Origin of the sequence: Actinoplanes solisilvae (assembly GCF_003999975.1) — a bacterium.
In the GTDB taxonomy this organism is placed as follows: domain Bacteria; phylum Actinomycetota; class Actinomycetes; order Mycobacteriales; family Micromonosporaceae; genus Actinoplanes; species Actinoplanes solisilvae.
Genome location: NZ_RJAC01000010.1, coordinates 106,529 through 130,143, shown reverse-complemented (window position 1 = coordinate 130,143; position 23,615 = coordinate 106,529). Strand labels below are relative to the sequence as shown.

Here is a 23,615-nt window from a genome sequence, read left to right as displayed (position 1 = left end):
GAGGTTCAGCTTTCGGTCGGGCGGAGAGTGCCGGGATTCGACGGCTCTGCGTGGATCAGGCGGATGATCTGCTGACTCATCCGCTGGTAGTCGTGGTCGTTGTCCAGCTCGCCGACGATGCGCAGCTCGCTCATGACGGCGATCCGGTCGGCCAGCACGACGGTCTCGGGCAGGTCCGACGAGATCAGCAGCAACGCCAGCCCCTCCGCCGCCAGCCCCGCGATCAGCTCGTGGAACGCCGCTTTCGTCCGCACGTCGATGCCCACGGTCGGCTCGTCCACGATCAGCACGTCGCACTCGGCGGCCAGCCACTTCGCCAGGCTCACCTTCTGCTGGTTGCCGCCCGAGAGCTGCCCGGCGAGCTGCTGCGGCGTCGAGACCCTGATCCCGAGCCTTTCCACGTACGTCGCCGCGAGCGCACGCTCCCGCCGGTCGGGCACGAACCCCGCCTTGGCGAGCCGCCGCCACACGGTCACCGCGATGTTGCGCGTGACCGGCTGTTCCAGGAACAACCCTTCGTCCTTGCGGTCCTCGGTGACATACCCGAGCCGATAGCGCCGCAGCGCCTCACCGACGTTGCGGATGCGGGCCGGCTTTCCGTGGATCTCGACGGTGCCCGCGGTGATGCGTTCCAGCCCGAGTACGGCCTTCGCGAGCTCGCTGCGCCCGGCGCCGACGAGCCCGTAGAGGCCGAGGATCTCGCCCGGGCGTACGGAAAGGTTGATGTCCTGGTGACCGAGGCCCGTGGCGACATCGCTCAGTCGCAGCGCCGGCGTTTGTGAAGCGTCGACCGGGTGGCGGGCCAGCTCGATCGAGGCGAACGCGCGGCCCACCATGAGGTCGACGATCTGGCTCTGCGTGTGGCCTTCGAGCGGCTCGGCCTCGGCGACGCTGCGTCCGTCGCGCAATACCGTGACGGTATCGGCGACCGCGAAGACCTCCTCCAGCTTGTGACTGACCAGCACGACCGCGTGCCCGGAGTCGCGCAGCCGCCGCACGACGCTGTAGAGCCGGTCGGCCTCGTCCCCGGTCAGCGAAGCGGTCGGCTCGTCGAGCAGCAGCACCTTGCTGTCCAGGCTGAGCGCCTTGGCGATCTCGACGAGCTGACCCTGAGCCACCGACAGCCGCGAGACCGGCATGTCCGGGTCGAGGTCGACTTCCAGCAGCTCCAGGCAGCGCCGAGCCTCAGCCCGCATCCGCTGCTTGTCGAGCCACCCGGCGCGTCCCGGCAGGTGATGCAACACGATGTTCTCGCCGACCGAGAACGCCGGAATGAGATTGCGCTCCTGGTGCACCACGCCTATGCCGGCCTTCTGCGCGTCCAGCGGCCCACCGAACTGCAGCTCCGCACCGTCGGAGAGGATGCGGCCACCGTCGGGCCGGTAGACGCCGGTGAGCAGCTTGACCAGCGTGCTCTTACCCGCCCCGTTCTCCCCGAGCAGCGCGTGCACGCTCCCCGGCCGCAGCGTGAGGTTGGCCCCGTCCAGAGCCCGGACCCCCGGAAACGTCTTGACCAGTTTCTCCGCGACGAGCATCAAGTCGACCCCTTCTGCAGCTTCTGGCGGACGGTGCCGAGCAGCACCGCGCCCAGCACGACGGCGCCGATGATGAGGTCGACCCAGCGGGGGTTGATGCCGAACTGGGCCTGCATCACGTCGACCAGGCGGACGAGGAAGGCCGCGAGGACCGTGCCGGTGACGCTGACCATGCCGCCGGTGAGCGCGACCCCGCCGATGATCGGCGCGGCGAAGCTGGGCAGCAGCAGGTCGTCGCCGATGGTGGCGTTGACCGAGCCCGAGGCAGCCACCGTGATGACGGCGGCGACCCCGGCGAGCAGGCCGGAGAGTCCGTGCGCGGTGATCAGCGAGCGGTCGTTCGAGATGCCGGAGAGCCGGGCGGCGAAGGGACTGCCACCGCTGGCGAGCAGTTTGCGGCCGGAGACCGTACGGGAGAAGTAGAGCCCGACGAGCACGGCGACAGCAATCGCCACGAGGAATACCGCGGGAAGGCCGAGGATCGATGCCCGGCCGAACGCCCGAAGGCCCTCGGAGTAGCCCTGGAAGGTATCGGGGCCGTTCACGCCGTACCGCAGCCCCTGGATGATCGTCATCGTGGCCAGCGTGACGATGAACCCGTTGATGCGGGTCAGCACGACCAGGATGCCGTTGGCCAGGCCGACCGCGAGGCCCAGCGCGAGGGCGGCGAGCACCGCGATCGGAGCGGGCAGGCCGGCCTCGAGCATCAGCCAGGCGGCGGCCATGGCGCAGAACCCGGTGAGCGCCCCGACCGACAGATTCATCTGCCCGACCGCGAGCACGACCATCTGCGACAATCCGATGACGATCGGCACGGCCAGGAACCGGAAGAACGCCTCGAGCGTACCCGCCGACAGCAGGTTCCCGCCGGTGGCGATGGCCAACGCGACGAACCCGACCACCGCGATGACCGCCAGCGTGAGCTCGGGTTTCCGGGAGGTCGCGCTCAGGGAAGTAGCCGTGAGCGTCATAGTTTGGCGCCTCTCCGCTCGGCCAGGACGTGGCGGAACCGGTCGAGCGACAGCGCCGCGAGCAGCACGAGCCCGATGTAGAGCTGCAGCTGGTCGAGCTGGAACTGCAGCAGGTTGAGGCCCTTGTAGATGACCTGGGTCAGCGCCGCGCCGAGGGCGGTGCCGAGTACGCTTACCGCGCCGCCGACCAGCAACGTGCCGCCCAGCACCGGCGCCAGGAACGAGGGCAGCAGGAACGAGTCGCCGATGCTCGCCGAGAACGCGCCGTTGTTGGCCGCCAGCAGGAACCCGGCCAGCGCCGCGATCAGTCCACTGAGAGCATGGGCCTGCACGATTCGATACCTTGTCGGTATGCCGGAGAGTTCCGCCGCTCGCATGTTCGACCCGGTCATCAATACCTCCCGGCCGACCCGCGACCACCGGAAGAACAGGCCCACGAGCAGGGCCGCGGCGATCGCGATGGGCACGACGAGCGGGATGCGCGGGCCGCAGACGTCGCCCATGCAGTAGTCCGCGAAGGTATCAAAACGCAGCGCTTCCATCCCTGAAGGCATCGTCGGGAAGGCCACGCCGTCGGTCGCCGAGGCGTAGAGAATTGTGATCAGGCCGACCAGGGCGAAGTCCATCGCCAGCGTGACGACGAACGAGTTGACCCCCGTACGGGAGATGATCAGACCGGCCAGTGCGCCGAGCAGCGCGCCGACGAGCAGCCCCGCCGCGAGGCTGACGATCAGGCCTGCCCCGAGCTTGTCGTGGACCAGCCCCATGGCGAAAGCACTGGTCGCCGCCATCCGGCCGACCGCCAGGTTCATGTGCCCGAGCGAGAGCACGCTCAGCTGGGCCAGGCCCACCACGAGGTAGACACTGATGTCGGACTGCAGCGGCGTCAGGGTCAGGCGGGTGTCGAGGAACGCCGGCCGCAGCGTGGTGAACAACGCCACGAGCAGCACCAACAGCACGACGAGCCCGATGCGGGGATTGGCCCAGAGCGGCAATCGGCGAGGTTTGGCCGGCGGCGCGTCCGGGGGCGCCGGTGACTCCACTTGAGCGGTCAATGGACTCTCCGGTTGTCGATCGCGTCGCGGTTCCACACGATGCCCAGGCCCGGGGCCGACGGAGCCAGCGCGTGGCCCTCGACGATCTCGATCTCGCCGTGGGTGATCGCGCGCAACTGCGGGATGTGCTCGAGATAGCGGCTGTTCGGCACCGCGCAGCACAGGCTTACGTGCAGCTCCATCAGGAAGTGCGGGCAGACCGGCACGTTCGCGGCCTCGGCCAGGTGCGCCACCTTGAGCCACGGCGTGATGCCACCGATGCGGGCCACGTCGACCTGCACGACACCGGCCGCGCCACGCCGCAGATACTCGGCGAACTGGCCCGGGGCGTACATCGATTCACCGACCGCCACGGGAATCGAGGTGGCCGCCGCCAGCTGCTCGTGCCCGGCGACGTCCTCGGCGGGCAGCGGCTCCTCGAACCAGAACGGGTCGTACGGCTCCAGCAGGCGGGCGCGGCGCACCGCGTCGGCCGCGGTCAGCGACTGGTTGGCGTCGAGCATCACGTCGAAGTCGGGGCCGACCGCGGCGCGCACGGCGGCAAGCCGTTCGGCGTCCTGCGCCGGCGAGCGGCCCACCTTCATCTTGATGCCCGGCCACCCCGCGGCCTGGCTCTGCGCGGCGCCCTTGACCAGCTCCTCGGTGCTCAGGTGCAGCCAGCCGCCCTCGGTGTCGTACAGGGGAATGCGGTCCTTGGCACCGCCGGCGAGCACCCACAGGGGCAGGCCGGCGGCACGGCAACGCCAGTCCCACAGCGCGGTGTCGACCGCGGCCAGCGCCAGCGAGCTGATGGCGCCGACCGTGGTCGCTTTCGTCGTCAGGAACAGGTCGCGCCAGATCGCCTCCACCCGCGCCGGATCGCGCCCCGGCAGCCGCGCCAGCAGCGAATCGCGGAGCAGGGCCAGCACCGCGGTGCCGCCGGTGCCGATCGTGTAGCTGTAGCCGACGCCCTCGCCGCCGTCGTCGGTGCGGATCTCGACGAAGATGGTCTCCTGCTTGACGAAGGTCTGAAGGGCGTCGGTGCGGACCGTCTCGACCTCGAGATCGATCAGGTACGCCTCGGCGTGGGTGATGACGGGCACGGCGCTCCCTACTTGCAGGTCAGGTACTGGCCGTCGAACGCCGTACGCAGCTCGTCGGTCTTGGCCTTACGGTCGGTCTCGTAGGTGTCCACGTTGGCCTTGGTGACGATGAACGAGCCGGAGTCGACCACCACGCCCGGCTTGGCCATCGTGCAGCCCTCCGAGAGTTTCAACAGCGCGTACGACCCCACGAGCGCCTGCCCGGCCGGGTTCTGCAGCACGGTGCCGGAGACCGACCCGTCCTTGATGCCGTCGAGGATCGTCTTGTCGTCGTCGATGGCGATCAGCTTGATCGGCAGCTTCGACTGCCGGATGCCCTCGGCGGCTGCGACCGCCGGGTTGTAGGCGGTGGTGACGATTCCGTTGACCTGGGTGCCCTTGGCCGCGAGCAGGTCGGCCACCGCCTTCTGCGCGGTCTGCAGGTCGGTGTCGATGTCGGTGACGACCTGGATCACCTTGACCTGCCCGGCGGTCTCGCCGACCGCCTTGTCGACGCCGGCGATGCGCCGCTGGGTGTTCGAGTCGACCTTGTTGCCGGTCAGGTGGACCAGGTTGCCCTTGCCGCCGATCGCCTCGATGGCCGCCTTGGTGGCCTTGTAGGCGGCCTCCCCCGTGTCGGTGGAAAGGCAGAAGTCGGCCTTGTTGACGTCACCGGCCGGGCAGGACGCCAGCGAGCCGACCGCGAACCCCTGTCGCTTGAGATCCTCGAACGTGGAGTTGATGTTCTCGGGGGCCACGCCGAAGATGCCGAACGCGTTGTAGCCCTGCGCGGCGAGTGACTTGATGACGTCGTTCTGCTTGGTCTGATCCCAGCCGGACGTCTCGTTGAAGGTGGCGTCGCCCAGCTTGAGCTCGGTCTTCGCCTCGGTCGCCGCGGTCTTCCACGGCTGGAAATAGGGGTGGGCGCCGCCGGGGACGAGGGCAACCTTCACCTGGTCGGCCGCCTTGCCACTGCTGGCGGCGGCCGTCTCGTTGTCGCTCTTCTTGGTGCACCCGGCCGTGGCGAGCAGGCCGATGGCGGCCGCCCCCAGACCGAGCCGGAGGAACGGGGACCGCTTCATGCGGGTTCCTTTCGGCTTCTTCGTAGATCCTATAGGATCTTTCCGATTGTGTACCCGCTCACATCGACCGCAGTCAAGACACGATTGCGAAACTCCTGCGAAACACGAGGATGGTGGCCATGACCGGCCCTACGTCGCTGCCGCCCCTGAAGCGGTCGACCCTCGGCGACGACGTCTACGACTCGCTGCGCTCCGCCGTCCTCGAACACACCCTCGCGCCGGGCGACCGCGTCAACATCGACCAGCTCGCACGCGAACTGGAAGTCTCACCCACGCCCGTACGGGAAGCCTTGGCTCGCCTGGAGTCCGAGGGGCTGGTCCGGAAGCGACCGCTGGCCGGCTACACGGTCAGCCCCCTGCTGACCCTGGCCGAGTTCCACGACATGTTCGACATGAGAATGCTGCTCGAATGCGCCGCCGCCCGCTGGGCCGCCACCCGCGCCACCGACGCCCAACGCGCCGAACTGCTGGTCGAAGCCGCCCGCACCGTCGAGGGCGGCGAGGACCGCGCCTGGCACGCCGCCTTCACGGCCCTGGACGCCCACGTGCACGACCTGGTCGCCCAGGCGTCGGCCAGCCCCCTGCTGCGCGAGTCGATCGTCCGGCTGCACGCCCACCTCCACCTGCACCGGCGCTACTTCCCCTACTCGCAGACGGCCGTCACCAACGACGAACATCGAGCCCTGGCCCTGGCCATCCGCGACGGCGACCCCGACGCCGCCGAGTCAGCGATGCGCCTGCACCTGACCCGAGCGAGAGAACGCCACCTGCTCGCCTTCGACGAGTGACCTCACCGGCCAAGCCGTCCGGCCATCGTTCCGGCTCGATGCGGTCTCCCATGAGCCCGGCTACCGAGCGGTGCGGGCTGAGTAACGTGTCGCAGTGTGACTGAGCACTTCGGTGATCTGGACCTGGACGCCTTCTGGGACGACGACACGTACGCGGACACCTATCGCGGCGACTATCCCACCGACGAACTGATCGCGTCGGTCGAGGCGGAGCTGGGGTTTCGGCTGCCCGGCTCCTATGTCGCCCTCATGCGGACGCGGAACGGCGGGATGCCGCTCAACACGTGCTGCCCGGCGCCGACGAGAACTACCTGGGCCGACGACCACGTCGCCCTCACCGGGATCATGGGGATCGGCCGGGAGAAGCCCTACTCGCTGGCCGGCCGGACCGGGAGCCGCTTCCTCGTCGAGGAGTGGGGCTATCCCGCGATCGGCGTGTACTTCGCCGACTGCCCCTCCGCGGGCCACGACATGATCGCCTTCGACTACCGCGCCTGCGGGCCGGACGGCGAACCGAGCGTCGTCCACGTCGATCAGGAGGTCGGTTACCGGATCACCACCCTCGCGCCGGATTTCGCGACCTTCGTGCGCGCGCTGCGCCCGGACAGCGACTTCGACCTGGACTGACCTGGACTGACCTGGACTGACCGCTCAGCCGTTGCGATGCCGCGGCGCCGCTCAGACTGGCGGCACCGGGTCGTCGCGGCTCGGGAGGTAGAGGCTGGACGCATGCTGTCAGGAGAGCAGAGACCAGGAACCATCGCCATCCCCGCGCGTCATCGCAAGCCGCCGGCGGAGTTGACCACCGTGCCGGTGGACTGTTCGATGGGCGGCGGCTCAGGGCGACGATCGGAGACACGGATGCGGTTGAGTGCGGTGCAGCGTGACAGGGCGGCGGGCGTACTGCTCGGGGCGGCGTGTGGGGATGCGCTCGGGGTTCCGTACGAGTTCGCCGCGCCGCCGCCGGCCGGGGAGGCGCCGCGGATGACCGGTGGCGGGCTCGGCGATTACGCGCCCGGCGAATACAGCGACGACACCCAGATGTCAGTCTGCATCGCCGAGGTCGCGGCGACCGGGATCGACCTGCGGAAGCCGGCCGCGCTTGACCGGATCGCGCAGAATTTCGTGCGGTGGCTGTCCGAGGGCGCGACCGACGTCGGCATCCAGACGAAGCGGGTGCTGGGTGAGGTGGGCGGGCGGGCCACCGACGGGCTCGGGGCCGCCACCCGCGAGGCCGCGCGGGTGCTCCACCAGCGGACAGGGCGTAGTGCGGGCAACGGCTCCCTGATGCGTACGGGAGTGGTCGCACTCGCCTATCTCGACGATCCGGTGGCGATGGCCGAGGCCGCGATCGCGGTCAGCGAGCTGACGCACTTCGACCCTCTGGCCGGGGAGGCCTGTGTGTTGTGGTGTGCGGCCGTGCGGCGGGCGGTGCTCGACGGCACGTTCGAAGGCCTGCGGGAAGGCCTCGAGCTGCTTCCGGCCGACCGCCGCGCGCAGTGGGCCGGGTGGCTCGACGACGCCGAACAGCACCCGCCATCGCACTTTCCCGACAACGGGTTCGTCGTGACCGCCCTGCAGGCCGCGTGGTCAGCCATCTCCCGTACGCCGGGGCACGATCTGCGGGAAGCGTTGTACGCCGCCGTTCGGGCCGGCAACGACACCGACACCGTGGCGGCCATCGCCGGCGCGTTTCTCGGGGCGCGCTGGGGTGCGGAAGCCGTACCGGGAGAATGGCAGTTGATTGTGCACGGGTGGGAGCGCAAACGGGCCGCCGACCTGATCGACCTGGCGCGGTCGGCGGCGGAGGGCGGCCCGCGGACGGTTTAGACGGTCAGCAGCTCGTACTCGTCGTCGGTGAGGGTGACGTCGGCCGCGGCCGTGTTCTCTTCGAGGTGGGCGACCGATGCCGTGCCCGGGATCGGCATCATGACGGGGGAGCGGCGCAGCAGCCAGGCCAGGGCGAGCTGACCGCTGGTGACGCCGGGGTGGTGGGCCGCGACCTTCTCGAGCGGGCCGCCCGGTCGGGCCAGCTTCCCGGCGTCGACCGGGGCCCACGGGATGAAGGCGATGCCCTGTTCGGTGCAGTAGTCGACCAGGTCCTCGGCGCGGCGGTCGCCGAGGTTGTAGCGGTTCTGGACCGACGCGACGGGGACGCCGGCCGCCTGGGCCTCCTTGACGTCGTCGACGCTGACCTCGGAGAGCCCGACCTGGCGCACCAGGCCCTCGTCGAGGAATTCGAGCAGGGTGCCGAACTGCTCGTCGCGTGAGGTGCGCGGGTCGATGCGGTGCAGCTGCCACAGGTCGATCTGGTCGACGCCGAGGCGGCGCAGCGACATCTGCAGACATTGGCGCAGGTATTCGCGGCGGCCCAGCGGGGCCCACTGGTCGGGGCCGCTGCGGGTGAAGCCGCCCTTCGTGGCGATCATGACGTTGCCGTAGCCGGTGACGTCGTGCAGGGCCTCGCGGATCAGGTCCTCCGAGACATCCGGGCCGTACGAGTCGGCGGTGTCGATGAACGTGATGCCGAGCTCGACGGCGCGCCGCAGCACCCGTACCGCCCCGTCGTGGTCGCGCGGCGGGCCCCAGATGCCGGGGCCGGTGATCCGCATGGCGCCGTACCCGAGCCGGTGGACGGGCTTGCCGCCCAGCTCGAGGGTGCCGCTCGCTTCGATGCCCATGAGATCCTCCAAGTAACTGCTAAAGCCGAAGTAACAATAGCCGACGGGTACGTGGTCACTGGCGTCATTGATCTACGCTGAGCTGGTCGTTCGGGCGGGGAGGCGGCGGATGGCGACAGTGACTTTTCTCGTGATCGGTGGCGTCGGGGTCGTCGTGCTGGCGCTCGCGCTGCTCGGTGGAGACCTGCTGCACCTCGGCGTCGACGGGCCGGTCTCGCTCGAGGTTGCCGCCGGGTTCCTGGGGGCTTTCGGGTTCGCGGGCGCGATCGCCGCCGAGCTGATCGGCTCACCCGGCGCGGCCGCGGCGATCGGGCTGGTCGCCGCCTTTCCCGCCGCCTGGTTGGTTTTGCGGCTCTCGCGGTCGGCCCGCACCATGCGCACCGACGCCACCCCGACCCGGCAGGACCTGGTCGGCACCCTCGGCGTGATCGTCACCCCGGTTCCGGCCGGCGCGGGCTTCGGCGAGGTGCGCGTCGTGCTCGGTGGCCAGCCGGTCAAGCTCTATGCCCGCGCTCAGCAGGCGATTCCCTCGGGCGCCCACGTCTTCGTGGTCGAGGCGCCGTCCGATACCAGCGTAATCGTCGAGGAAACCCTCAACCCTGGAAAGGCTTAGATGTCACCTCTGCTCATCGCCGTCGGCGGTGTCGTCCTTCTTGTGATCCTCGTGATCCTGTTCGTGCTCTCGCGGATCAAGGTGGCCGGCCCGAACGAGGCGTTCATCATCACCGGTCGAAAGGGCCGGGTCACCCACTCCGCCGACGGCACCAGCGTCACCGACCTGTCGGGGCAGAAGGTCGTCATGGGCGCCTCGGTGTTCGTGCTGCCGGTCGTGCAGAAACTGCAGTCGCTCGACCTGTCCAGCCGGCGCATCGACGTCAGCATCAAGGGCGCGGTGTCCAAACAGGGCATTCGCGCCGACCTGCACGGTGTGGCGATCGTCAAGGTCGGCGGCAACGAGGGGGCGATCCGGGCCGCGGCGCAGCGGTTCCTGCACCAGCAGGCCGAGATCGAGGAGTTCACCCGCGAGGTGCTGGCCGGCGCGCTCCGCTCGATCGTCGGACGGCTCACCATCGAGGAGATCATCCGGGACCGGGCCGCCTTCGCGAACGCGGTCGCCGAGGAGGCCGAGCACTCGATGACCAACCAGGGTCTCGTGCTCGACACGTTCCAGCTGCAGGACATCCTGGCCGAGGGCTCCTATCTGCAGGACCTCGGCCGTCCGGAAGCGGCCCGGGTGCTCAAGGACGCCGCCATCGCCGAGGCCCGCGCCCGGCAGGCGGCCGAGGAGGCGCGGCTGATCGCCGAGGGCGCGATCGCCGAGGAGCAGCGGAACCTGGCACTCAAGCAGGCCGGCATCCAGGCCGAGATCGACGCGGCCAAGGCGAAGTCGGCCGCCGCCGGTCCGCTCGCGCAGGCCGAACGCGACCAGGCGATCCTCGCCGAGCAGCAGTTGGTAGCCGAGCGCAACGCCGAGCTCAAGCAGCGCCAGCTCGACACCGAGGTGCGCAAGCCGGCCGACGCCCAGCGGTACAAGGTGGAGCAGGAGGCCGAGGCGTCCCGCGCCGCGGCCGTGCTCAACGCCGACGCGCAACGGCAGGCCGTCATCGCGGCCGCGCAAGCCTCGGCCGAGCAGGCCCGCCTCACCGGTGAGGGCGAGCGGGCCCGCCGGGCCGCGCTGGCCGAGGCCAACGCGATCGAGGGCGCCAAGGAGGGCGAGGCCGAGCAGCGCCGCCGCTCGGCGATCGCCGAGGCGATCGAGCGCGAGGGTGCGGCGGAGGCGGCGGCCATCCTGGCCAAGGGGGGCGCCGAGGCCGAGGCGATGGCTCGCAAGGCCGAGGCGTTCGCCGCGTACGGCGAGGCGGCCGTCCTCGACCTGCTGGTGCGGGTGCTGCCCCAGGTCGTCGAGGCGGCGAGCGCGCCGATGGGCGCGATCGACAAGATGACGGTCATCTCGACCGACGGCGCGTCGTCGCTGACCAAGTCGGTGGCGAACAACGTCGCCCAGGGTCTGCAGCTCGGCACCGACCTGACCGGCATCGACCTGCCCGCGTTGCTGAGCAAGCTCGGGGCGGGCGCGAACGGCAAGCCGTCGGAGCTCGAAGCGGAGCGCTAGCGGACCGGAATACCGTGGACGGCCTGGAACAGGGCGGTGGGGTCGACCTCCGTCCTGATCCGTGCGCGCCTCGTCGTAGCCGGCCGACCCACGGCGTACGAGATGCCCCCGCTTTTCCATCTCGGAGATCAGGTTGTCCATGTCCCCAGGACGCCACGCGGCGGACGGCCCCGGCATGGCGTAAATCTGCGATTCGAACGCCGGTTGACGCAGTTCACACCACGACGGGCGGCGCCGCCTGGCGGCCGGGGGAGCGGGTCGTGAATACGATGCCCGAGCAGAACACGAAGGAAAGGTTCGGCATGAGGCGACCCGAGCAGGCCGAGATCCGCGACGGCTTCGCGCCGCTCCCCGGCTACGGCCTCGGCGGACTTTTCGAACAGGCCGAGAAGCCGGGGGAAGCGCGGGACGACGCCTACTGGATGCGGCGGGCGCTGTTGCGGGCGATGGCGGCCGAGGGCGGGGCCAGCCCCAACCCCACGGTCGGCGCGGTCATCGTGAAGGACGGCGAGCTGATCGCCGAGGGTTCGACCGAGCGGTACGGCGGCCGGCACGCCGAACGCTGCGCGATCGACAACGTCGCCGACCGGTCGGTGCTGCGTGGCGCCACCATCTATACGACGCTCGAACCCTGCGCGCACTGGGGCCGGCAGCCGCCCTGCGCCGACCTGGTCGCCACCTGCGGTTTCGCGCGCTGCGTGGCCGGCCTCCGCGACCCGAACCCCGAGGTCGCCGGGGTCGGTCTGGCCCGGGTGCGTTCGGCCGGCACCGAGGTGAGCTCGGGTGTCCTGCGCAACGAACTCATCGCGTGGCACCTGCCCTATCTCGTGCAGCGGATCACCGGCCGGGCGCTGGTCTCGCTGATCGTGGCCGAGGGGCGCGACTCGGCGTACCGGGCAAGGCTGCACGAACTGAGCGATCTGGTGATCACCGACGACACCACCGCGATCCCGTCGCGGTCCGGACCGCCGAACTGGATCGTGCTCGACGGGCCGCCCGCGCGGGACGAGGTCGACGTGATCCACACGATCCGGGACGGCGAGGTGGGCGAGTCCTACACCGACCGGCTCACCCGCGCCCTCGCGGCCACCCCTTGGTGATCTTGCCCGTGCGAGCGTCCCGTGGCGGCCGGATGTCCCTATCGCGAGCAGGAGTTCGGTTCTAGCCTCGGTGCTGGGGGTTGTCCATGACGAGCGGCGCCGCGGCACGCGAGTTCCGTGGCCGGCGTGCCGAGTGCGCGGTTCTCGACCGCGTGGTCGCCGAGGTGCGGTCCGGCCGGGGACGAGCTCTGCTCATCCGCGGCGAGCCCGGCGTCGGTAAGTCGGCTTTGCTGCACTACGCCGGGCACCGATCGGACGGCTTCCGGGTGGCGCGCGCCGCCGGCGCCGAGTCGGAGATGGAGCTGCCCTTCGCCGGTCTGCACCAGTTGTGCGCGCCCATGCTCGATCGTCGCGACCGGCTGCCCGCGCCGCAGAGCGAGGCCCTGGCCGTCGCGTTCGGTTTCAGCGCCGGCTCGGCCCCCGACCGGTTCCTGGTCGGGGTGGCCGTGCTGGGCCTGCTCGCGGCGGTGTCGGAGGAGCGGCCGCTGCTCTGCCTGATCGACGACGCGCAGTGGCTCGACCAGACCTCGGCCCAGACGCTGACCTTCGTCTCGCGGCGCCTGCTGGCCGAGCGGGTCGGCGTGATGTTCGCGATCCGCGAGTCGGCGGCCGGGTCCGAGTGGCGGGGGCTGCCCGACCTGGCGCTGACCGGCCTGGACGACGAGGACGCCCGCCTGCTGCTGGCGGCGGCCGTTCCCGGCCGGCTCGACGAGCAGGTGCGCGACCGGATCGTCGCCGAGACCCAGGGCAACCCGCTCGCCCTGCTCGAGCTGACGCGCGGGCTGACAGCGGCCGAGCTGGCCGGCGGCTTCGGCCCACCCGACGCGCGGCCGCTGGCCAGCCGCATCGAGCGCAGCTTCGCCCTGCGCGTGCGGTCACTGCCCGAGCCGGCCCGCAAGGTGCTGCTCACCGCGGCGGCCGAACCGCTCGGCGACGCGACCCTGCTCTTCCGCGCGGCCACCCTGCTGCAGCTCCCGATGAGCGCGGCCGCCCCGGCCGAGGCGGCGGGGCTGATCACGGTGGGGTCGCGGGTGCGGTTCCGTCATCCGCTGGTGCGCACGGCGGTCTACCGGGCGGCCGATCTGCTCGAGCGCCGCGAGGTGCACCGGGCGCTGGCCGAGGCGACCGACGGCTCGATCGATCCCGACCGGCGCGCCTGGCACCTGGCCCAGGCGACCGACGAGGCCGACGAGGACGTCGCGGCCGAGCTGGTCAGCTCGGCCGAGCGGGCCCAGCGCCGGGGCGGGGTGGCGGCCGCGGCCGCGTTCCTGCGGCGCGCGACCGAGCTGACCCCCGACCCGGGCACGCGCGCGGTCCGGGCCCTGGCCGCGGCCGGCGCCGAGCTGCAGTGCGGCGCTTTCGAGACCGCGCTCAAGCTGCTGATCACCGCCGAGGAGGCGGCCCCCGACGAGCTGCACCGGGCGCGGGTGGGCCTGATGCGGGCCCAGATCGCGTTCGCCTCCGGGCACGACATGGCCTCGCCGCGCCTGCTTCTCGAGGCGGCCCAGCGGCTCGAACCGCTCGACCCCGGGCTGGCCCGCGACACCTACCGCGACGCGATGGGCGCGGCCATGCTGGCCGGGGCGTCGGCCGACGGTTCCGTGCTCGAGGTGTCCGAGGCGATCCGCAAGGCGCCCGGCCCGACGCCGCCGCGGCCCGGTGACCGGCTGCTGGACGGCCTCGCGGCGGCCCGCACCGAGGGCTACTTCGCCGCCGCCCCGCTGGTGAAGGAGGCGTTGCGCGCGTTCCGGACGTCGAGCACGGACGACCAGTCCTGGCTGTGGCTGGCTTCGGTCACCGCGTCCGAGCGATGGGACGACGAGACCTGGGATCTGCTGACCACCCGGCAGGTGCGCGACGCCCGCGCCCTCGGCGAGCTGAGTGCCCTGCCGCTCGCGCTGAACTCGCTGGTCGTGGTGCGGCTGCTGGCCGGCGAGACCACGGCGGCGGCCGCGCTGGTGCAGGAGATCCAGGCGATCGCCGAGGCGACCGGGGGCGAGCTGGCCCCGTACGGTGCTCTGACGCTGGCTGCATGGCGAGGGGACGAGACGACGGCGACCCCGCTGATCGACGCCAGCATCGCCGACGGGCTCGCTCGTGGCGAGGAGACCGGCGTCATGGCCGCTCGGTGGGCACGGGCTGTGCTGCTCAACGGGCTCGCCCGCTACGACGAGGCGATCCCGGCGGCCCAGGACGCCTCCGAGTTCTTCTTCGAGACGGGCGTCGCCAACTGGGCGAAGTCCGAGCTGGTCGAGGCGGCCGTACGCTCGGGTCGCGCCGACCTCGCCCGGGAGGCGTACGAGAGGCTCGCCCCGACGACGCGCGCCAGCGGGACGGACTGGGGGCTCGGCATCATCGCCCGCGCGGGCGCCCTGCTGGCCACGGGCGCGAGGGCCGACGCGCTCCACCGGGAGGCGATCGACCGGCTGGGCCGCACCCGCATCCGGATGGAGCTGGCTCGCGCGCACCTGCTGTACGGCGAGTGGCTGCGCCGCGAGAACCGCCGGAAGGAGGCACGCGAACAGCTGCGATGCGCTCACGAGCTGCTGACCGCGTCGGGCGCCCACGGGTTCGCCGAGCGGGCCCGGCACGAGCTGGCCGCCGCCGGTGAATCGGTCGCCGAACGGGCCACCGCGGCCACCGACGCGCTGACCGTGCAGGAGGCCCACATCGCGCGGCTCGCCGGCGACGGACTGACGAACGCCGAGATCGGCACCCAGCTCTTCCTCAGTCCGCACACCGTCGAGTGGCACCTGCGCAAGGTCTTCGCCAAACTCGGCATCACCTCACGCCGGCAATTGCGCGCTCAGGACTACTGAGCGGCCTTCTCAATTCCCCGTACGATGGCGCGCGCGTCCGAGATCAGGCCGAGGTGCCCGCCGTCGTACTCGATGACCGTCGATCCGGCCCGCTTGGCCATCGCGCGCTCGGCCGACGGCGGGATGATCTTGTCGTCGTCGCCGATCAGGTAGAACGACCTGATGGTCTTCCAGGCGGGGACGCCGGACTTCTCGTTGAGCGACCCGAGCGTGGCCGGCCGCTGGGTGGCCCACACGAGCGACTTCTGCTTGTCGTTCAGGCCGGTCGCGAACGACTTGAAGACCGTCGAGCGCTTCAGGTAGAGGTCGGTCGCCGGGGTCGGCGGCAGGGTGGCCGGCACGAAGTCGAACACGGTGGTCGGGTCGGCCGACAGCGCCGAGTCCGGGCCCGCGAGCTGCACCGCGCTCTCGCCCTGTTCGGGGGCGAAGGCGTTGACGTACACCAGGGACTTGATGTTCTTGTTGCCCGTCGCCGCGTTGGTGATGACGGCGCCGCCGTAGGAGTGGCCGACCAGGACGATCGGGCCCTTCACCGTCGCGAGGTAGGACTTCACGAACGCGGCGTCGCCGGCGAGCGAGCGCAGCGGGTTGGCCACCGCGACGACCGGGTAGCCGTCGGCTTCGAGCCGCGGGATGACCTCGTTCCAGCTCGACGAGTCGGCCCAGGCGCCGTGCACCAGCACTACGGTGGGCTTCGCCGCCCGGTTCTCCTGCGCCGAGGCACTCTGCGCGGGCCCGATCGTCAGCGCGGCGAGGGCGACGGCGGCCACGGGGAGCACCGCGGCGACCCGGGAGGCACGTTTTCTGATCATGATTTGTCCTGTTCGGTAGGGCCGGCAACGCACCGGCCGGTTCTCTTGCTCAGACAGGACGTCGTGACGCGCTGTGACGTTGATTCGACCGTGGCGCCCGTCACGAAACCGGGTGGCTGTCCGGTCGGGTAGGTGTGCGGCCCAAATCGGAGTCAGGAGTGGATCATGAATGAGGCTGGTCTGCGCGCTCTACCCCGCCCGGTGGCGGCCGTCGTGGGCGGCGGTGGTGTGCTGGGCGCGGCCCATGTCGGCGTCGGATACGCGCTGGAGCAGCGCGGATTCGTGCCCGACCTGATCGTCGGCACCTCGGTCGGCGCTCTCACCGGCGCCACGGCGGCCGCCCACCCGGGCAACGTCGCGCCCTGGCTCGATCGGGTGTGGACCAGGTTGCGGCGCCGCGACGTGTTCCCGCTCGGGGCCTCCCGGGCGAGCCTGTTCACCGACAGTGGCGTACGCCGATTGATCGCCCGCGCCGGGCTGCCGTCGCGCATCGAGCAGCTGCCGATCCCGTTCACCGCGGTCGCGATGGACCTGACCACCGGCGAGGAGATGCTGCTGCGCGACGGCGACCTAGAGTCGGCCCTGCTGGCCAGCTCGGCCATTCCGGGGATTCTGCCGCCGGTCGTGCGGGAGGGCCGCACGCTGGTCGACGGTGGCGTGATCGCCTATGTGCCGGTGCGCGCGGCCGTGCTGGCCGGCGCGGCGAGCGTGATCGTGCTGTCGATCGGGCCGGAGAGCGGACCCCTACCACCGATAGGACCGCGCCGGCGGGCCGGCGCGATCGCGACCCGCGCCGGGGTGCTGATGGTCCACCACCAGATCGAGCGCGACCTGCACGAGGTGTCGCAGCAGCTGCCGACCGTCGTCGTGCCGACCGGCATCAACGAATGGCCGTCCCCCTGGGACTTCGGTCACGCCAAACGGATGATCAGAACCGCGTCGGCCACGGCCGGGCGCTTCCTCGACTCGCTGCGGGTCGACGGGCCCGGCCTCTACCGCCAAGGCTCCACCGCGATGCTCGTGGGGGCCGGACGATGAGCACTGTCGCTTTCATCAACATCGGCATGCACGGACGCATCAACCCGACCCTGCCGGTCGTGCACGAACTGGTCCGGCGGGGACACACGGTCAGCTATCACACCTCGGACGGGTTCCGGCCGCAGATCGAGGCGGCCGGCGCGACCGTCCACCTCTACCCCGGCGACGATCACACGATCCCCGACCCGCCGACCCCGGCCGGCCTGGTCGCCCAGCTCGCCCGCACCGCCGTGGAACTGCTGCCCCCGGTGCTCGCCGAGCTGCGCGACATCGGCCCCGACCTGATCGTGCACGACTCCGCCTGCCCGTGGGGCGCGGCCGCCGCTCACGCGCTGGGCGTTCCCGCGGCCTCGTCGTTCACGACGTTCGCGTACAATGAGCGGACCCTCAGCCCGACCCGCGCGTCGTGGGAACTGGTGAACGCGGCGATCAGCCGGCCCGGCCTGCTCGGCGGCTACCTGAAGTCGCGCTGGGAGCTCGAACGCCGCTACCACGCGCGCGGGCTGCCCCCGGTCGACCTGGGCAACATCCGCCAGCCGCTCAACCTGGTCTTCACCTCGCGCGAGTTCCAGGTCGGCGCCGAGGACTTCGACGAGTCGTACAAGTTCGTCGGACCCAGCATCGGCCTGCGCCCGGCCGTGCCGTTCCCGTTCGAGCAACTGCGCGACCCGGTGCTCTACGCCTCGCTGGGCACGGTCTTCGACTCCGACTCGCGGCTGCTGCGCGCCTTCGCCCTCGCGCTGGCCGACTTCGGCGGCTCGGTCGTCATCGCCACCGGCAACACCGAACCGGCCGAGCTCGGCGCCCTGCCGGACAACGTGATCGCCCGCCGTAACGTGCCGCAGCCCGAGGTGCTCGACCGGGCCGCCATGTTCATCACCCACGGCGGCATGAACGGCGCCAACGAGGCCCTCTACGCCGGGGTCCCGATGCTGGTCGTCCCGCAGGGCGCCGACCAGCCACTGGTCGCCGCGCGGGTCGTCGAGCTGGGCGCCGGGCTGACGATCAACAACGAGGACGTCGACGCCGAGGTCGTGCGGTCCCTGGCCCGGCGGCTGCTCTTCGAGCCCCGGTTCCGCAGCGCGGCGCGCACGTTGATGGCAGCCCAGCGTTCGGCCGGCGGCTATCGGCGAGCCACCGAGGAGCTCGAACGCGTGCTGCGGACCGGCGCGGTCGCCGAGCCGGCGCGGGACGTCGCCGAGCCGGTGCGGGACTGAACGATGTCACCTGCCGTACTCGTCCTGCTTTTGCTCGCCGGCTTCTCCGAGGCCGCCGGGCGGGTTCTGCCGATCGTGGCCGGCCGCCGCGGCGCCTCGCGTACGGTCGCGATCTCGCTGGTGCTGGCGGGCACCGCGATCGAGGCCGCGACGATCGCGCTCTGGCCGCTGTTCGCCTGGACACTGGCCGAACTGCTGCCCGGAACCCGGCTCGGCACCCGGGCCCCGGACTGGACGCCGGGCCTGCTCGCCCCGCTGCTGCTGGCCGCCGTGCTGGCGTTCCCGCTGCTCGGGCCGCTGCTGCACGGGTTGCTGCTGGTCGGCGTGGGGGCCGGGCTGGCCGGGGTGCTCGCCCCAGCGGCCGGAATCGGGTGGTGGACCGCCGCCGGATGCGTCGCCGGGGCCGGGGTGGGGCTCGCGGTCGCCGTCGAGGCGGTTCGGCGCCTGGTCATCCGGTTGCATCCCCACCGCGTACGGGAGGCCGTCGCCCCATGATCGAGTTCGCGCTCGCGCTGGTGCTCTTCGGGCTCGGTCCGGTCCTGCTCGCCGAGGCGCTGCTGGCCCGCTACGAGCTGTTCGCCTACACCGCGGGCTGGCGACGCCCGACCTCGGACCTGCCGGCCCGGATGCCGTACGCCCGGGGGGCCGAACCGGACCGTCCGCCGGACGCCTACCTGGTCTATCTCGACGGCATCGGCAAACGCCGGTTCCGCGACACCCGCGACGGCGGGCGGCTGGTCAAGGTGCTGATCGAGTCGGCCCCGGAGCTGCGGGTTCTCGGTCAGGTGCTGCCCTACTCGCCACTGAACGACCCGCTCGCCGACCGGCCGGTCTGGAACTGGATCCGCCGCCGCTTCGGGCTGCTGCTGTTCCTGCACAACGTCATGCAGATCTTCATCGCGGCCGACCATCGCTATCGCCCGCACTACAACCGGGCCGTCGGCAGCCAGATCGCCGCGCAGCTGCGCCTGGCCGGATACGAGCCGGACTGCGGCATCCCGGTGGTGCTGCTCAGCTACAGCGGCGGTGCGCAGCTCGCCACCGGCGCGGTCGAGGGGCTGTGGTCCGAGCTGCGCTGCCCGGTACGGGTGATCACGCTCGGCGGCTTCCACAACGGCGCCAACGACCTCACCCACTGCGAACACCTCGACCAGCTCACCAGCGGCGCCGACTGGATCGAGCGGCTCGGCTCGCGGATCTTCCCGCAGCGCTGGCCGTTCTGGCGGGGCAGCGGCTGGAACCGGGCCGTCCGCGACGGCAAGGTCACCGTGCATCTGCTCGACCCGGCCACCCACGTCGGGCCGCTCAGCTACATCAGCCCCGAGGCCCGCCTGCCCGACGGCCGCAGCCACCTCGACCGCACCGCCGGCACCGTGATCGAGGTCATCCGCGCCCGCACCGCTCGGTCATTACCGTGGAACGGTGAGTAGCGACCATGTGCGGCCGCCGGGCTATCGACGGGTGGCCGGCGCCTACCTCGACGACGCCGGGCAGCCCGTCACCGACGACCGGATCTTGACGCGGATCCGCGGGCTCGCGGTGCCGCCGGCCTGGACCGACGTGTGGATCGCGGCCGACCCCGAGGCGAAGGTGCAGGCGGTCGGGGTCGACAAGGCCGGGCGCACCCAATACCGGTACGCGTCGTGGTGGATCGAGGGCCAGGCACACGAGAAGTTCGCCCACGTGCCCGACTTCGCCGCGGCGCTGCCGTCGCTGCGCGAGCACGTCGATCACGGCCTGACCCGGCGAGCTCTCGGCCGCGACCCGGTGCTCAGTGTCGCCGTACGCCTCCTGGACCTGGGATTCTTCCGGGTGGGGTCGGAAAAGTATGCCCGCGACAACCACACGTACGGGCTGACGACGCTCGAACGGCACCACGTGCGGGTGCGCGGCGAGAAGATCGAGTTCGACTACTCGGCCAAGGAGCACCTGCACCGGGTGATCGAGGTGACCGACCCGGTCGTGGCCCGCTGGGCGAAACGGCTGCTCAACCGGCCCGACGACGACCCGGCGTTCCTGGCCTGGGCGCGGGACGACGGCGGCTGGCAGCGGGTGCACAGTGCGCACGTCAACTCGTTCATCCACGCCTATACGGGCATCGACGCGACCGCCCGGCGGTTCCGCACCTGGGCCGGCACGGTGCTCGCGGCGACCGCGCTCGGGGGTGCCCGGCACGACGAGACGGCCCGTTCTCCGCAGAACGCGGCGGTGCGGGCCACGAGCCGGCTGCTCGGGAACACGCCCGCGGTCGCCCGTGCGTCCTACATCCACCCCGACGTTCTCGCCTCGTTCGAGGAAGGTCGCACGATCAAGGACGCGGTCGAGGAGGCGACCGACCGGCTCGGCGACGACCGCCTCGCTGAGTTGTGGCGCGACGACGCTGTTCAGGACGCGACGCTGTCACTGCTGCGGCTTGCGCCGCAACGGAGAAAGTCGATGTAATCGACGGCGATGAGCCGTGGTGTGAGCTATGCCGACGCTGTTCGACTGCTGGGCGGCTCCGGCCGGGCCGTGGCCGCCGTCGACAAACTCTCCGGCGGGCTGCTGCTCAGCGCCTCGGCCACCGGCGCCGGGTTCGCCCTCAATCTGTTCGACGCGGCGGGATACTTCGCGCGCTTCAGCGGCGAGCTGGTCGCCGGCGTCCGGGAGAGGCTCGATGGCGTACGTCGTTTCGACCGCGCCGAACGCCTGGCGGCCGCCCATTCAGTGGTCGTGATGGCCGCGTTCTTCGAGGTGCTGTCCGAGGCGTCGTTGCCGTTCGACGTGGCCGATCTCGAACTGCGCCGCGAGGATCAGGTGCGGCTGGCCACCGGCGCCTCCCCGTCCGGCGCCCGCGTTGCCGACCTGGGCCGTGCTCTGCTGCGCAGTTCGGTCCCGTGCCCGGCCGCCGAACGGCCGTACGAGATCACCTTGGCGGCTGTCGATGGCTTTTATATTGAGCTGTCGGGCGAATTGAACCGTTATTTTGAAGGCCTCGCGGTCTGGGATCGGCTGGACGAGACCGGGCGTCGCCACACCGTCGCGGCCCTGGCCGAGTTGCCGGCCGCCGCTGTCCGCCGCGACGAGGTGCTGTTCCGCCGCCTGGCCGTCGAGGTTCCCGAAGTGGGCTTCTGGGCCAACCTGACCGATCACCGAGCCACCCGGGCCGAGGTGCGGCATGTCTCGGAGAGCCTGGCCGTGCTGGGCCGCGACCTGGCCGCTCTCGCCATCGGCGCCGAGCCGGGGGAGCGCTGCCGGGCCATCGCGCGAGCCCACCGGGCCGTGCTCAACCGGCCCGTCCTGAATCCCGGCGAGGCACCCGCCGGAGCGCTGATCCCGTCGCTGGAGCAGCTCTACGTCGACCCGCGTTTCCGGGTGAGCTACAGCGCCGACGCCGAGGACCTGGCCACCGAGCAGTGCTGGGCCCGTGAGCAGCCGCGTGACGACCTCCCGTCGTTCCTGGCCGGCTACCTGACCGGACTTGGCGCGTCGGAAGCCCCGCTGCTCGTGCTCGGCCAGCCCGGTTCGGGCAAGTCGGCGCTCAGCCGGGTGCTGGCCGCGCGCCTCCCCGCCGCCGACTTCCTCGCCGTCGTCGTACCCCTGCGCGAGGTGCCGGCCGACGCCGACCTGCAGACCCAGATCGAGGACGCGATCCGCGCGAGCACGGGCGAGTCGGTGACCTGGCCCGAGCTGGTGCGCGGCGCCGGCGACGCGATGCCGGTGGTGATCCTCGACGGGTTCGACGAGCTGCTGCAGGCCAGCGGGCTCACCCACTCCGACTACCTGGAGAAGGTCGCCGCCTTCCAGCGCCGCGAGGCCGAGCTGCGCCGCCGCACCGCCGTGATCGTCACCAGCCGGGTCACGGTAGCGGCGCGGGCCCGGTCGGTCGGCGGGATGGTCGCGGTGCGGCTGGAACCGTTCGACGACGGCCGCATCCGGCGGTGGCTGGAGATCTGGAACGGGCTGAACCCCGCGCCGGCGCCGCTCGAAGCCGACGCCGTGCTGCGGCACCGGTCGCTCGCCGCGCAGCCGTTGCTGCTGCTGATGCTAGCCCTCTACGACGCGGACGACGACGGCGCGCTGCGGAGGCGGGCCGGGGCCTTCGGCGAGTCGGAGCTCTACGAGAGCCTGCTGACCAGCTTCGCGCGGCGCGAGGTGCGCAAGAGCGGCGGCGATGCGGCCGCCGTGGAAGAGGAGCTGACCCGGCTGTCCACGGTGGCCTTCGCGATCTTCAACCGGAACCGGCAGTGGACCACGCAGGCCGAGCTGGACGCCGACCTGCCGGCGCTGCTCGACGGGGACGAGGACGTCGCGGTGGTGAGCCGGTTCTACTTCGTGCATCAGTCCCAGGCCGTCCGGGACGGGAAGCGTCTTCGCACGTACGAGTTCCTGCACGCGACGTTCGGCGAATACCTGGTCGCCCGCCTCGTCCGCCGCGAACTCGCGAACCTGGTCTCCGACGATCTGCTGTTCGCGCTGCTGTCGTTCGCGGCGCTGACCAGCCGGGCCACGGTCGTGCGGTTCCTGCGCGACGGGCTGGCCGACCTGCCCGCGGCTGACGCGAGCAGGCTGAGGGAACGGCTGCTGACGATTTTCCACCGCGCACTGTTCGAGCGGCCCTCCCCGGCGTACGCGGGATATCGCCCCTCCGACGTGACGGTGACCGGCCGCCATGCCGCGTGGTCGGCGAACCTGGTGCTGCTCATCGTGCTGGTCGGCGGGCCGGTGACGGCGAAGGAGCTCTTCCCGGCCGCGTCCGACGGGGTGGCCTGGTGGCGGCAGACCGGCCTGCTGTGGCGGGGGCAGCTCGCCACCGAGGGCTGGAACGGGCTCGTGCACAGCCTGCAGGTGTCGCGCGAGTGGGACGGCGACCGGCGCGTGCTGTGGATCGGACTCGCCGACGACGGCCCGGTGCCGCCGATCGACCTGGACTGGGCCTATCCCCGGGTCGCGGCGACGGCAGACCGCGACGGCGGGCTGGCGAAGTGGCGGCACTACGGGTTCGAGGACATGCGCCGGCACAGCTACTTCCTGTGCGACCGGGTCGACGACACCGCGATGCACGTGGCCGAGGCGTTCGGCGGCAGCCTCGAACCGGCCGTCGGCACCCTGCACGCCCTGCCCGGCGGCCCCGTGGTCTCCCCGGCCCGCGCGCTGATCGAAGTGCTGACCAGCCCCGACGAGGAGCTGATTCCCGCGTACGACCGATGCCTGTCCATCGCCGCACACGGCTTCCTCGATTCCGGCGAGGCCGACGCGACCGCCCTGACCCAATTCCGCGCCGCCCTGCGCCGCCTGCTGACCGCCGACCGCGACCGCCTGCCGCCGGACTGGCACGAAGCGGCCCTGGCGCGACTGTGAACG

Annotated in this window: 20 protein-coding genes; 13 read left to right on the top strand and 7 right to left on the bottom strand. The window is 71.5% G+C overall.

Annotation, left to right across the window (positions count from 1 at the left end; genetic code table 11):
* Window positions 1-5 precede the first annotated feature (5 nt).
* Genes EER30_RS24565 through EER30_RS24545 form a run of 5 tightly spaced genes read right to left on the bottom strand, consistent with a single transcriptional unit; the run spans window position 6 to window position 5,704 of the window.
* Window positions 6-1,535: a sugar ABC transporter ATP-binding protein gene (locus EER30_RS24565; RefSeq protein ID WP_127502924.1), complete on the bottom strand. Its 1,530-nt coding sequence runs from the start codon at window positions 1,533-1,535 to the stop codon at window positions 6-8.
* Window positions 1,535-2,506 (bottom strand): ABC transporter permease, encoded by a 972-nt coding sequence (locus EER30_RS24560; protein ID WP_127502922.1) that lies wholly within the window; start codon window positions 2,504-2,506, stop codon window positions 1,535-1,537. The genes EER30_RS24565 and EER30_RS24560 overlap by 1 nt, the downstream gene beginning before the upstream one ends.
* Window positions 2,503-3,561 (bottom strand): ABC transporter permease, encoded by a 1,059-nt coding sequence (locus EER30_RS24555; RefSeq protein ID WP_127502921.1) that lies wholly within the window; start codon window positions 3,559-3,561, stop codon window positions 2,503-2,505. The genes EER30_RS24560 and EER30_RS24555 overlap by 4 nt, the downstream gene beginning before the upstream one ends.
* The gene (locus tag EER30_RS24550) at window positions 3,558-4,643 is read right to left on the bottom strand and encodes a mandelate racemase/muconate lactonizing enzyme family protein (RefSeq protein ID WP_127502919.1); all 1,086 of its coding nucleotides are present in this window, start codon (window positions 4,641-4,643) and stop codon (window positions 3,558-3,560) included. The genes EER30_RS24555 and EER30_RS24550 overlap by 4 nt, the downstream gene beginning before the upstream one ends.
* A gap of 8 nt (window positions 4,644-4,651) precedes the next feature.
* Window positions 4,652-5,704, bottom strand: coding sequence for a sugar ABC transporter substrate-binding protein (locus EER30_RS24545; RefSeq protein ID WP_127502917.1), 1,053 nt, complete (start codon window positions 5,702-5,704; stop codon window positions 4,652-4,654).
* Window positions 5,705-5,823: 119 nt separating this feature from the next.
* Here EER30_RS24545 and EER30_RS24540 point away from each other — a divergent pair, with 119 nt between their 5' ends.
* From EER30_RS24540 to EER30_RS24530, 3 genes are all read left to right on the top strand, one after another.
* A complete protein-coding gene (locus EER30_RS24540) occupies window positions 5,824-6,492 on the top strand; it encodes a GntR family transcriptional regulator (RefSeq protein ID WP_127502915.1) in 669 nt (222 codons plus the stop codon).
* A gap of 96 nt (window positions 6,493-6,588) precedes the next feature.
* Window positions 6,589-7,119: an SMI1/KNR4 family protein gene (locus EER30_RS24535; protein WP_127502913.1), complete on the top strand. Its 531-nt coding sequence runs from the start codon at window positions 6,589-6,591 to the stop codon at window positions 7,117-7,119.
* Between the two features lie 234 nt (window positions 7,120-7,353).
* Window positions 7,354-8,322 carry an ADP-ribosylglycohydrolase family protein gene (locus EER30_RS24530; protein WP_127502911.1) on the top strand — a complete coding sequence of 323 codons (969 nt, stop codon included), beginning with the start codon at window positions 7,354-7,356 and terminating at the stop codon, window positions 8,320-8,322.
* Here the strand turns inward: EER30_RS24530 and EER30_RS24525 are convergent.
* Window positions 8,319-9,173 (bottom strand): aldo/keto reductase, encoded by an 855-nt coding sequence (locus EER30_RS24525; RefSeq protein ID WP_127502909.1) that lies wholly within the window; start codon window positions 9,171-9,173, stop codon window positions 8,319-8,321. The genes EER30_RS24530 and EER30_RS24525 overlap by 4 nt on opposite strands.
* Window positions 9,174-9,282: 109 nt before the next feature.
* Between EER30_RS24525 and EER30_RS24520 the strand changes: the two genes are divergently transcribed.
* The 4 genes from EER30_RS24520 (at window position 9,283) to EER30_RS24505 (ending at window position 15,205) form a co-directional block, all read left to right on the top strand.
* Window positions 9,283-9,786 (top strand): hypothetical protein, encoded by a 504-nt coding sequence (locus EER30_RS24520; protein WP_127502908.1) that lies wholly within the window; start codon window positions 9,283-9,285, stop codon window positions 9,784-9,786.
* Complete coding sequence (locus EER30_RS24515) at window positions 9,787-11,286, top strand: flotillin family protein (RefSeq protein WP_127502906.1); 1,500 nt, start codon at window positions 9,787-9,789, stop codon at window positions 11,284-11,286. It begins immediately after the preceding gene.
* A gap of 269 nt (window positions 11,287-11,555) precedes the next feature.
* Window positions 11,556-12,386, top strand: a complete 831-nt coding sequence (locus EER30_RS24510) for a bifunctional diaminohydroxyphosphoribosylaminopyrimidine deaminase/5-amino-6-(5-phosphoribosylamino)uracil reductase RibD (protein ID WP_240670287.1) — start codon at window positions 11,556-11,558, stop codon at window positions 12,384-12,386.
* An 86-nt stretch (window positions 12,387-12,472) separates the two neighbouring features.
* Complete coding sequence (locus EER30_RS24505) at window positions 12,473-15,205, top strand: helix-turn-helix transcriptional regulator (protein ID WP_127502903.1); 2,733 nt, start codon at window positions 12,473-12,475, stop codon at window positions 15,203-15,205.
* Here the strand turns inward: EER30_RS24505 and EER30_RS24500 are convergent.
* Complete coding sequence (locus tag EER30_RS24500) at window positions 15,199-16,017, bottom strand: alpha/beta fold hydrolase (RefSeq protein ID WP_127502901.1); 819 nt, start codon at window positions 16,015-16,017, stop codon at window positions 15,199-15,201. The genes EER30_RS24505 and EER30_RS24500 overlap by 7 nt on opposite strands.
* Before the next feature lie 165 nt (window positions 16,018-16,182).
* On the opposite strand from EER30_RS24500, the gene EER30_RS24495 reads away from it, so the two are divergent.
* Genes EER30_RS24495 through EER30_RS24470 form a run of 6 tightly spaced genes read left to right on the top strand, consistent with a single transcriptional unit; the run spans window position 16,183 to window position 23,612 of the window.
* A complete protein-coding gene (locus tag EER30_RS24495; RefSeq protein WP_127502899.1) occupies window positions 16,183-17,055 on the top strand; it encodes a patatin-like phospholipase family protein in 873 nt (290 codons plus the stop codon).
* The gene (locus EER30_RS24490) at window positions 17,052-18,272 is read left to right on the top strand and encodes a macrolide family glycosyltransferase (protein ID WP_127502897.1); all 1,221 of its coding nucleotides are present in this window, start codon (window positions 17,052-17,054) and stop codon (window positions 18,270-18,272) included. Before EER30_RS24495 ends, EER30_RS24490 begins: the two co-directional genes overlap by 4 nt.
* 3 nt (window positions 18,273-18,275) lie before the next feature.
* Window positions 18,276-18,767 carry a hypothetical protein gene (locus EER30_RS24485; protein WP_127502895.1) on the top strand — a complete coding sequence of 164 codons (492 nt, stop codon included), beginning with the start codon at window positions 18,276-18,278 and terminating at the stop codon, window positions 18,765-18,767.
* A complete protein-coding gene (locus EER30_RS24480; RefSeq protein WP_127502894.1) occupies window positions 18,764-19,702 on the top strand; it encodes a hypothetical protein in 939 nt (312 codons plus the stop codon). Before EER30_RS24485 ends, EER30_RS24480 begins: the two co-directional genes overlap by 4 nt.
* A complete protein-coding gene (locus tag EER30_RS24475) occupies window positions 19,695-20,714 on the top strand; it encodes a DNA topoisomerase IB (protein ID WP_127502892.1) in 1,020 nt (339 codons plus the stop codon). Before EER30_RS24480 ends, EER30_RS24475 begins: the two co-directional genes overlap by 8 nt.
* A 9-nt stretch (window positions 20,715-20,723) precedes the next feature.
* Window positions 20,724-23,612 (top strand): NACHT domain-containing protein, encoded by a 2,889-nt coding sequence (locus tag EER30_RS24470; protein WP_127502890.1) that lies wholly within the window; start codon window positions 20,724-20,726, stop codon window positions 23,610-23,612.
* Window positions 23,613-23,615 lie beyond the last annotated feature (3 nt).

Excerpts from the sequence above, each read along its gene's own strand:
- EER30_RS24565 (WP_127502924.1), bottom strand. The coding sequence starts at position 1,535 with ATGCTCGTCGCGGAGAAACTGGTCAAGACGTTTCCGGGGGTCCGGGCT.
- EER30_RS24560 (WP_127502922.1), bottom strand. The coding sequence starts at position 2,506 with ATGACGCTCACGGCTACTTCCCTGAGCGCGACCTCCCGGAAACCCGAG.
- EER30_RS24545 (WP_127502917.1), bottom strand. The coding sequence starts at position 5,704 with ATGAAGCGGTCCCCGTTCCTCCGGCTCGGTCTGGGGGCGGCCGCCATC.
- EER30_RS24540 (WP_127502915.1), top strand. The coding sequence starts at position 5,824 with ATGACCGGCCCTACGTCGCTGCCGCCCCTGAAGCGGTCGACCCTCGGC.
- EER30_RS24530 (WP_127502911.1), top strand. The coding sequence starts at position 7,354 with ATGCGGTTGAGTGCGGTGCAGCGTGACAGGGCGGCGGGCGTACTGCTC.
- EER30_RS24525 (WP_127502909.1), bottom strand. The coding sequence starts at position 9,173 with ATGGGCATCGAAGCGAGCGGCACCCTCGAGCTGGGCGGCAAGCCCGTC.
- EER30_RS24520 (WP_127502908.1), top strand. The coding sequence starts at position 9,283 with ATGGCGACAGTGACTTTTCTCGTGATCGGTGGCGTCGGGGTCGTCGTG.
- EER30_RS24515 (WP_127502906.1), top strand. The coding sequence starts at position 9,787 with ATGTCACCTCTGCTCATCGCCGTCGGCGGTGTCGTCCTTCTTGTGATC.
- EER30_RS24510 (WP_240670287.1), top strand. The coding sequence starts at position 11,556 with ATGCCCGAGCAGAACACGAAGGAAAGGTTCGGCATGAGGCGACCCGAG.
- EER30_RS24505 (WP_127502903.1), top strand. The coding sequence starts at position 12,473 with ATGACGAGCGGCGCCGCGGCACGCGAGTTCCGTGGCCGGCGTGCCGAG.
- EER30_RS24500 (WP_127502901.1), bottom strand. The coding sequence starts at position 16,017 with ATGATCAGAAAACGTGCCTCCCGGGTCGCCGCGGTGCTCCCCGTGGCC.
- EER30_RS24495 (WP_127502899.1), top strand. The coding sequence starts at position 16,183 with ATGAATGAGGCTGGTCTGCGCGCTCTACCCCGCCCGGTGGCGGCCGTC.
- EER30_RS24490 (WP_127502897.1), top strand. The coding sequence starts at position 17,052 with ATGAGCACTGTCGCTTTCATCAACATCGGCATGCACGGACGCATCAAC.
- EER30_RS24485 (WP_127502895.1), top strand. The coding sequence starts at position 18,276 with ATGTCACCTGCCGTACTCGTCCTGCTTTTGCTCGCCGGCTTCTCCGAG.
- EER30_RS24480 (WP_127502894.1), top strand. The coding sequence starts at position 18,764 with ATGATCGAGTTCGCGCTCGCGCTGGTGCTCTTCGGGCTCGGTCCGGTC.
- EER30_RS24470 (WP_127502890.1), top strand. The coding sequence starts at position 20,724 with ATGAGCCGTGGTGTGAGCTATGCCGACGCTGTTCGACTGCTGGGCGGC.